A 7,823-nucleotide genomic window follows, 5' to 3' on the forward strand; every position below is an offset into this window, starting at 1 on the left:
AATGGATAAAACTTTAATATAGTTTTCAATAAACTATTCCTTATGTTCATCATTCAAAAATACCAACCCTTTCTGATTAACTGTGACATCCTTAGATTCCCCAATCGGGAAAAGCCTTGATAAACCTAAATAAAGAATTGGATATTTAAATTTAGCTTCACTTTTCTTTTCCTTACTCTTCTTTTCAGGAATAACTCTAAATCTCTTTTCTGCCTTTAACTGTTCTATATTCTTTAACGAAGACGACTGAGTTACATTTCCATTTGATGAAACAATTATTCCTTTCTTTGCTTTTCTTGCTCTTTCTGTAGCTTGCCATGCCGTACGAAAAGTTCTTTTATCTATTTCCTCTCCTTCTGCATTGTTAAGAACAACAGTAAATCTATCACTGCCTTGTTTATCAAATTGTTGACTACCTTTAAAAATTTCTCCAAACTCTGCTCTGAACGGTCTTTTCAAATAAGTAACACCATCAGCTTTCTTTAATTCCCCTGAATTAGCAATCATCCCTAATAAAGTTGATTTTCCCGTTGAATTTCTCCCACTAAAAATAGTAATATATTCCCCAAAAACAATAGTTTGATCCTGGAATATTCTAAAATTCTTAATATCCATCCTTTTATACATAACACACCTTTTTCTTAAATAATCAAAATATGAAATCTAAAGATGAATTCAGCATCGTATTAGGAATGATAGTTTCATCTTTAAAGATCACCAATTCCCTTCCTTTAACTTTTCGAGCGGCGCTATAATTTAATAAATAATATCTTTTAGGGTAAGCTCTATATATTGCTTCGATTTCTGTAACAGCATCATATGTTATAACCCAAGGAGCACGCACATAATTTGCTATATAATTAGCGATATCATTATGATCTTTACTTTTTAATGAATTTTTATACAACCTTCGACTATTTTCATAATAAGGAGGATCAAAATATATAAATGAATTATCTTGGTATTTAGGTAGGGTATTCCTGATGAAAGAACGAACCTCTTGGTTATATACCTTTATTTTTTTAGCATGAAGCGATATAGATTTTATTCTTTTCATAAGGTTTATTTTATTAAATCTAGCATCCAGCCTAAATTCTCCATTCTGCTTCAACCCACCAATTGGGCCAGCGCTTATAATTCCAGATCGATTAGTTCTATTCAAATAAAATGTTGCAAACGCTAATTCAATAGAATATTTTCCCTGACTTTCTGCATATATTGCTCGCTGTCTGTGCCATTCGTCAATATTTACTTGAGTAGCTTCAATTAGAGACAACAGATTATCACTCTCCTCTTTAACAGCCCTCCAAAATGAATATATGGATTTGTCATAATCATTTATGACAATCTGATCTACCTTACCATTTAAAAGCAAGTTAATGGCAACTCCGGCACCTCCGGCGAAAGGCTCAATATAAGTTGAACACGTTTTGAGTGAGGAAATTACCTCAACCATCAATGGAGTAATCTTGCTCTTTCCGCCTGGGTAACGTAATGGAGAGAAAATCATTGTTAATAATGAAGATTTATTTATTCACCACACTATGAGCAATAGAAATAGCATCACCTCCCTTCATAAAAAGGGCCATTTCAACGAAATGCGGCAAAATATCGAATCCTAAATTTATAATATTACTTTCTCGAACATCGTTAATTAGTTGATTTTCATTAAAAACAATAACTGGAATTTTCGAGTCTGATGAAAGCTTATTTGCAAGCGCTATAATTAGTGGACAATAAAAATCAAAATAGAAAGACGAGCAGCTGGAGAAAGGCTTGGCTCCCAGTTTGTCAAGTTTTTCTATTGCTAAGCGCTGTGCATAGTTCCGTTCCTTTGATCGCGAAGAAAGTTCAGGAAAAAAGAAGTCAAATGGATATTCTTTATCAGCGCAATACTGATTTAAAGCAAGCGAAACCCTTGCATCGAAAATGAAATAACGATTAGGATCTCGAACCGCTAAAATTTTGGTCCAGGTTGCCATTCCCCAGTTTGAGCGTGTACGACAAGTCCTCTCAACGATTTCGCGCGGATCACCATACGAGAATTCCTTATTTCGAGCGTTGCGGTTATAGACAAGTCCTCCCCATTCCACAGCTGCTACAGCCGTTGCCTCTGGATCTAAATTCCAACGCCGTGCCATACTCGCACGCAATTTGATTGTGTCCTCAATATTGGGAGGACTATCTTTAGGCCAGCTATAACACTTGATTAGGCTTGCGAACTCTGGTTCCAATCCTTCATATATAGTGTTTGCATACGTTTTCAAAATATTTTTCATATCTTCTGTTTTGTACATACAAGCAGGAAACATGAAAAACCCGGACGGACCTTTCCGCCTGGGTTCGTTTCAGTTATTTAGCATCGTCTGAGTCCTGCGCAGGAACGACCAGAAGCTGCTTTCTGCGTCCCTTGGAGCGGCAGTAGTCATCAACCCACTTGCGGGCGGTGCTCGACGAGATGCCGGAACGCTTGTAAAGCTCACTCCAGGAGTAACCGGATAGCCGCATGCGGATCACGTTCTCGCGAACGGATTGCGGATATCGGTATTGGTTTTCCGAGATCTTCGCCTTGAAGGTGCCTTTCTTGAATTCCCGGCTCCAGTCCCGAACGGTGTTGACGGAAATATTGAGGATGCGAGAGGCCTTCGTGTAGCCGATACCGTGCTTGAAGAGCTCAATCGCCTGCGCGCGCTTTTCTTCCGAAAGCGCTCTTGTTTCGCGTCTTTCTTCAGAAGGCGCAGTGTCAGGAGTCTCCTGATTGAGCGGCATCGCGTTCTCCGGAAGTAGGAAATAAAAGACTCTTCTCTCCTCCCGCCCGAGGATTCCCGGGCGAGAAGAGAAGAGGAGTCAAAGGGTGAAGTCATCCGGAAGAGATGGAAAAACCTTCAGTTCCGGATGATTCGGTACGCTCGATTAGAAGGCGTAGCGGACGTTCGCATTGAACGAGTTGTTCATACGGTCATCCGAGCCGGCGCCGAGCTTGTAGCTGAGACCGAAGCCCCAGGCACCGTTCGTCGCGTTGACGCCGAGCTGAGCCTGAACGGGGTTCGAGTCGATCACGCGAACGGCGTAGTCGGTCGTAGCGGAAGCACCAGTAACGCCAAGCTTGAGGTCCGCATCCTTGTCGCCGAAGGTCGGGACGACAGAGAGGTCGAACTTCGGAGCGATCGTCCAGCCGGAGGTTTCGAAGTCAGCAGAAACCGTCACGCCGACCGGCATCTGGAAGATGTTCTGGTCGTCGATGTCGGTAACGTAGGCAGCTTCAAAGCCGTCCGTGGAGAGGGCCGTGTAGCGCAGACCAACGTGCGGAACGATGTTGACCGAACCAGCCTTCGTGAGGACTTCGCCGCGGACGCCGAACGTGAAGGCATCGGTGTCTTGGTCGAACTTGTAGTTGAAGCCGTAGCCGTCAGCCTTGACTTCGTTCGAGGCCTGGAGGTAGCCGATGTCGGCGGAGACGTTCCAGATGTCGGCGAAAGTCTTCGAAGCGTAGACCGAGAAGCCGACGAGGTCGGAATCGGTCGAAGCCTTAAAGGCAGAGTTCTTGCTGTCGGTGTCAGCCGTGCCGATCATCAGAGCAGCACCGAGGACGGCGTTGCAGCTGAACTGGTAGTCGAGGCCGAGGACGCCCGAGTAGATGTCGGAGCTGTAGCCCGCGCCATCAAAGAGGGTCTTGGCTTCGAACTTGCCGCCGTTAACGTCGGCCCAGACATTGACGCCCTGACCGCGCTGCGCGAGGATCGAGGTGCGGCCAGCAACGGTGTCGGCCATCTGGTTGACGGCGTCCATCGTGAGGGTCTGCACGCCGGTCGTGGCGCCGAGGCCCGCAACTTCCTTAGCGGCCGTACGGACAGCCTTCGGAGTACCGAGACCATTGGTCGAGGTGTAGAGCCAGTTGTTGAACGCCACGGAGCTCGAGGTTCCGAGGTTCTTGTTCTGGTCGTACATTGCCTGAGCAACATTCATGCCGACGATGTCTTCGTAGCCGCGGGCAGCCAGCTCCTCATTGCTCGTCATCGTGACGCCGATCGTGCCGACATTGGTAGTGGTGTCGACCGTCAGCGCAGCATCCATCAGGACGTCGCCCGTGAACGTGAGATCTTCAACGCGTTCAGCAAAGTCTTCGGCGCCGCCGTTGGGAGCGAACGTACCAACCTTGATCTGATCGTGCGCAGAGAGATTGGCCACATAAAGCTCGGCATCCTTGTTGAAAGTAATGTCTTCCTCAAAGACAGCCGTAGCGCCCGTGGTGTCGACTTTGTTGGCATCCATGACGAGCATGGTGTCGGCGCCGATGTTCACGCCAGGAACGGCAGCATACGTCGTAGCGCCGGTAGCCGAGAGATTGCCGGTAGCCGTGACGTAGCTTACCTTGCCTTCAGCATCAACCGTCTCGTTGCTCACATAGAGCACGGCCTTGACGAGATCCTTGCCCTTGTTGGCTTCAGTCGTGCGGTCGCCGAGACCATAGCCGGTCTGGGCAAAGAGCTGAGCAGCTTCATCAGCCGTGGCAGTGGCGCCGATCGCAACGATCGAGCCCTGACCGGCCTGAACGGAAGCGCCCGAAGCAACTTCGCCGACAACAACCGTGGAGGCGGCATCAAGCGCAAGCACGCTGCCTTCCTGCCAGGCAGGATCCGCAAAGATCTTGCTGTTGCCGGTCAGCTTGCCGACCACGAGGTGACCGGACTGGCTTTCTTCAGCTGAGGAGGAACCAACATAAAGCGTCTGAGCGCCAGTATTGAGTTCAGCAATAGATGCATTGCCGAAGACGTAGCTTTCCTGGCCCGCAGGGTTGGTACCAAGCTCTACCTTGCCATCAGCAGTGAACGAACCCGTGTCTTCGATCTGAAGAAGATTCGTCTTCACATTGCCCGGCGTCTTGTAGCCGTCAACGTCCACCGTGCCAGTCTGGAAGGAACCCTTCTCGACATAGATAGTGCCCGCATCGACGTCGCCATTGACGGTGAGCTTGCCATCCACATCAAGATCAGCAGTGACATTGCCCTGAACAGTCAGGTCTCCGGAGGCGACATAAAGTTCGCCAAGATTTGACAAGTCGCTGCTAGTGACAGCACCAATGACGGCAGCTTCGCCGGTCGTGACGAGCGTGTCGTCAGCATCGAGAGTAACGCCAGCCAGTTCCTTGCCTTCACCCTTCACAGCCTGGACGAGGTTGCCCGTGCCGTTGAGGATGAGGGTCTTATCAACATCAAGAGCCGTCTGTCCGGCCACAAGAACGGCATTGCCGTATTCGCCGCGGAGAGTCTTACCAGAGCCGATATCCGTAACCGTAGCGTTCTTCAAAGCGTCAATGACGAGACCACTCTGCTGAAGAGCCTCAATCGTCGAATACTTGATTTCATTCTTGGAGTCAACGCTAATGCCCTTGATCGTCAGGCCGGTAAGGTCTACAAGACCGCTCGTGGCGGCAGTAGTACCGAACTTCTGAGCAATACCGGTTGCCGTCGCCACATCTTTGGCTTCGCCAGTGAGGCCTTCGATAACGATCGTGCCATCGTTGGCTGCAATGCCCTTGAAGCTCTTCTTGGTGTCTTTATCTTCCGCATAAACGGCAGCACCATTGGCATCGATGGTGAGGCCAACGACATCTGCGGTCAGCTGAAGCTCACCTTCTGCACCAACCGTGAAGTTAGTGGCATCAGCCGTGTAGAGCTTGTTCGTAACTTTGAGAGTGCCATCAGTGATGGCAACGGTTCCCGCCGTACGATCGAGAGTACCGATCTCGGAAGATGCTTCATTGTCAAGCGTCAAGCTGGCGCTAGCACCCGAAAGCTCAAGAGAACGGAAGTTCTGAACGGTATTGTCGAGCGTCAGGTTGGAAGTCAGCTGGACATCAACCGGATCTTCAGAACCGGCGACTGTAATCTTGCCGCCGTTCTGGAGCGTCCAGACTTCATCAAGCGTCAGGAGATCGTTCGTAGTGGAACCAGTCTTCTTGCTATTAAGCGCAGTGACATTGAAGGTCGAAGCGTCAACTGTAATTCCAGTCGTTGCAGTCGTATCCGACTTACCGTTTTCAAGACCGGATGTATAAACAGCGCCCTTCGTCAGGCTCAGGGTACCAGCCTTCAGCGTACCTTCATTATTGAAAGTAGCACCCTCAACAGTGACCGTGCCGCCGGAGATAGAAGCGGTAGCAGCGTTCGTGGAAGTCTTGCCTTCAACGCCGGTGATCGTGAGGTCGCCCGTGCCGGTCAGGTCGGTCTTATTGTCAAGATAGCCCACCGTAACGGCGCCCTTGTTCTCAACCGCGCTGCCGGAAGCAAGAACGAGACCATTGTTGACAACGAGCACTGCAGCGGTGTCAACAGTCGCCGCAGCCTTACCAGCAACAGTCATATCGCCGGTCACATTGGCATTGCCGCTCGTCAGAGTCGCGACACCGTAGTCCTGAACATCAAGCGTCTGAACATTCAGGTTGTAGAGCTGGTTCCCGTTGTCGTCTTCCCCAGGCTCCGTTGCTGCGAGTTCGAAAGTACCTTTGCTACCGGAAGCGGGACCACCAATAGTCAGTGTTTCAGCCGTGAGAGTTCCAGAAACACCGGAAAGCGTGAGACCGGTTGCAGTATCCGTCGTTCCCTTGACCGTAATGGTCTTGTAGGCGATCGTGCCGGCATTTTCGATCTTATTGTCTAAGCCAGTTGCGACGATAGCATCACCGGAAGCAGTACCGTCGGTTTGAACTGAGATACCGCCCGTCGAAGCCTTAAGGTTGAGTGTGGTCGCAGTAAGCGTAGCCTTAGCACCAACGGTAACCTTTCCAGCGCCGGTCAGATTGGCTATCGTTGCAGTGCCATCGGCGTTGAGCGTGAGATTCTTGTCAGCAACATAGAGCGTTTCAGCGGAGAAAGACGCTTCGTCACCAGCAACAGTCACGTTGCCATTCAGATGAGCAGTGACATCCTTAATGTCGTTGGGAACAGTTTCACCGACATAGACAACCTTATCAGCAAATGCATCGTTAAGTTCGATTGCATCCGTGGCTTCGACCGTCAGCTTTCCGCCAGTGCCTTCATATGCAGAATTGAAAGCAACAGACGTACCCTTCAGCGAGAGATCGCCGGCATTCTTGAAAACGACATTGTCAAGCGTGAGAGCGCCGGCAGACGCCTCAACTACCGCCTTAGCACCATCCGCGACATCAAGCGTCACGGCGCCAGCCTGATGATGATCAGCCGGCTTGGAAACGCCAAGAGTAAGTCCCTGTGCGTCGCTAGAAGTCAGAGTAGAAGTGCCTTTGTTGGCGCCAGAACCCGTGTTCTTGAAGGAAATGGTCAGATCGCCTTCATCGCCAATGACCGCTGCAGCTTTATCGCTATCGGTACCTGTCACCGTCAGCGTAGCATTGTGCGCCGTCTCGCCATTAACAGCCGTGAAATTGATCGAGCCATAGCCATTAACGTCTTTGACGGACTGCGTCACGCCACCCTTATCGGTAGCCGTAAGGTTCAGCGGACCACCAGCGAGGACGATCGTAGATGCAGGATCAAGATTATCAGCAGTAAAAGCAGTGTCGGTCTTCTTGCCATCAACATAGGTAACTACCTTGTTGACAGTAACTTTTTGAGTGCTGCTATCGGCTTCAGTGGAGACCGTGATGGAAGCGTCAGAGCCCACATAGGCGTCTGCAGCTGCAGCCATCGCCGAACCGGCAACACCGGCCATCACCGCAGCAACCGCAGCAGCGACGACCGTCTTCACGGCCTTGCCCTGATAGGAGGAAGCCTTCTCGCTCGTCACGACCGTGCCGCGTGTGAGGGAGCGGGCGACCTTGAATGTCTTATTCATTGTTAGAAACT

The 7,823-nt window shown here is 49.8% G+C and carries 5 protein-coding genes; all 5 read right to left on the minus strand.

Going from position 1 to position 7,823, the window contains the following annotated elements; genetic code table 11:
* Positions 1–33: 33 nt before the first annotated feature.
* The 5 genes from Q0106_RS05135 to Q0106_RS05155 all read right to left on the minus strand — a co-directional run bounded on the left by Q0106_RS05135 (position 34) and on the right by Q0106_RS05155 (position 7,812).
* Positions 34–615: an AAA family ATPase gene (locus Q0106_RS05135; protein ID WP_297609794.1), complete on the minus strand. Its 582-nt coding sequence runs from the start codon at positions 613–615 to the stop codon at positions 34–36.
* A gap of 34 nt (positions 616–649) precedes the next feature.
* Positions 650–1,510, minus strand: a complete 861-nt coding sequence (locus tag Q0106_RS05140) for a DNA adenine methylase (protein WP_297609796.1) — start codon at positions 1,508–1,510, stop codon at positions 650–652.
* Positions 1,511–1,526: 16 nt separating this feature from the next.
* Positions 1,527–2,297: a hypothetical protein gene (locus Q0106_RS05145; protein WP_297609798.1), complete on the minus strand. Its 771-nt coding sequence runs from the start codon at positions 2,295–2,297 to the stop codon at positions 1,527–1,529.
* Between the two features lie 55 nt (positions 2,298–2,352).
* Positions 2,353–2,769 (minus strand): helix-turn-helix domain-containing protein, encoded by a 417-nt coding sequence (locus Q0106_RS05150; protein WP_297609801.1) that lies wholly within the window; start codon positions 2,767–2,769, stop codon positions 2,353–2,355.
* A gap of 144 nt (positions 2,770–2,913) precedes the next feature.
* Entirely contained in the window at positions 2,914–7,812 is a 4,899-nt protein-coding gene (locus Q0106_RS05155) for an autotransporter domain-containing protein (protein ID WP_297609803.1), read from the minus strand.
* Between the last annotated feature and the right edge of the window lie 11 nt (positions 7,813–7,823).

Origin of the sequence: uncultured Sutterella sp. (assembly GCF_937923675.1) — a bacterium.
Taxonomy (GTDB): Bacteria; Pseudomonadota; Gammaproteobacteria; order Burkholderiales; family Burkholderiaceae_F; genus Sutterella.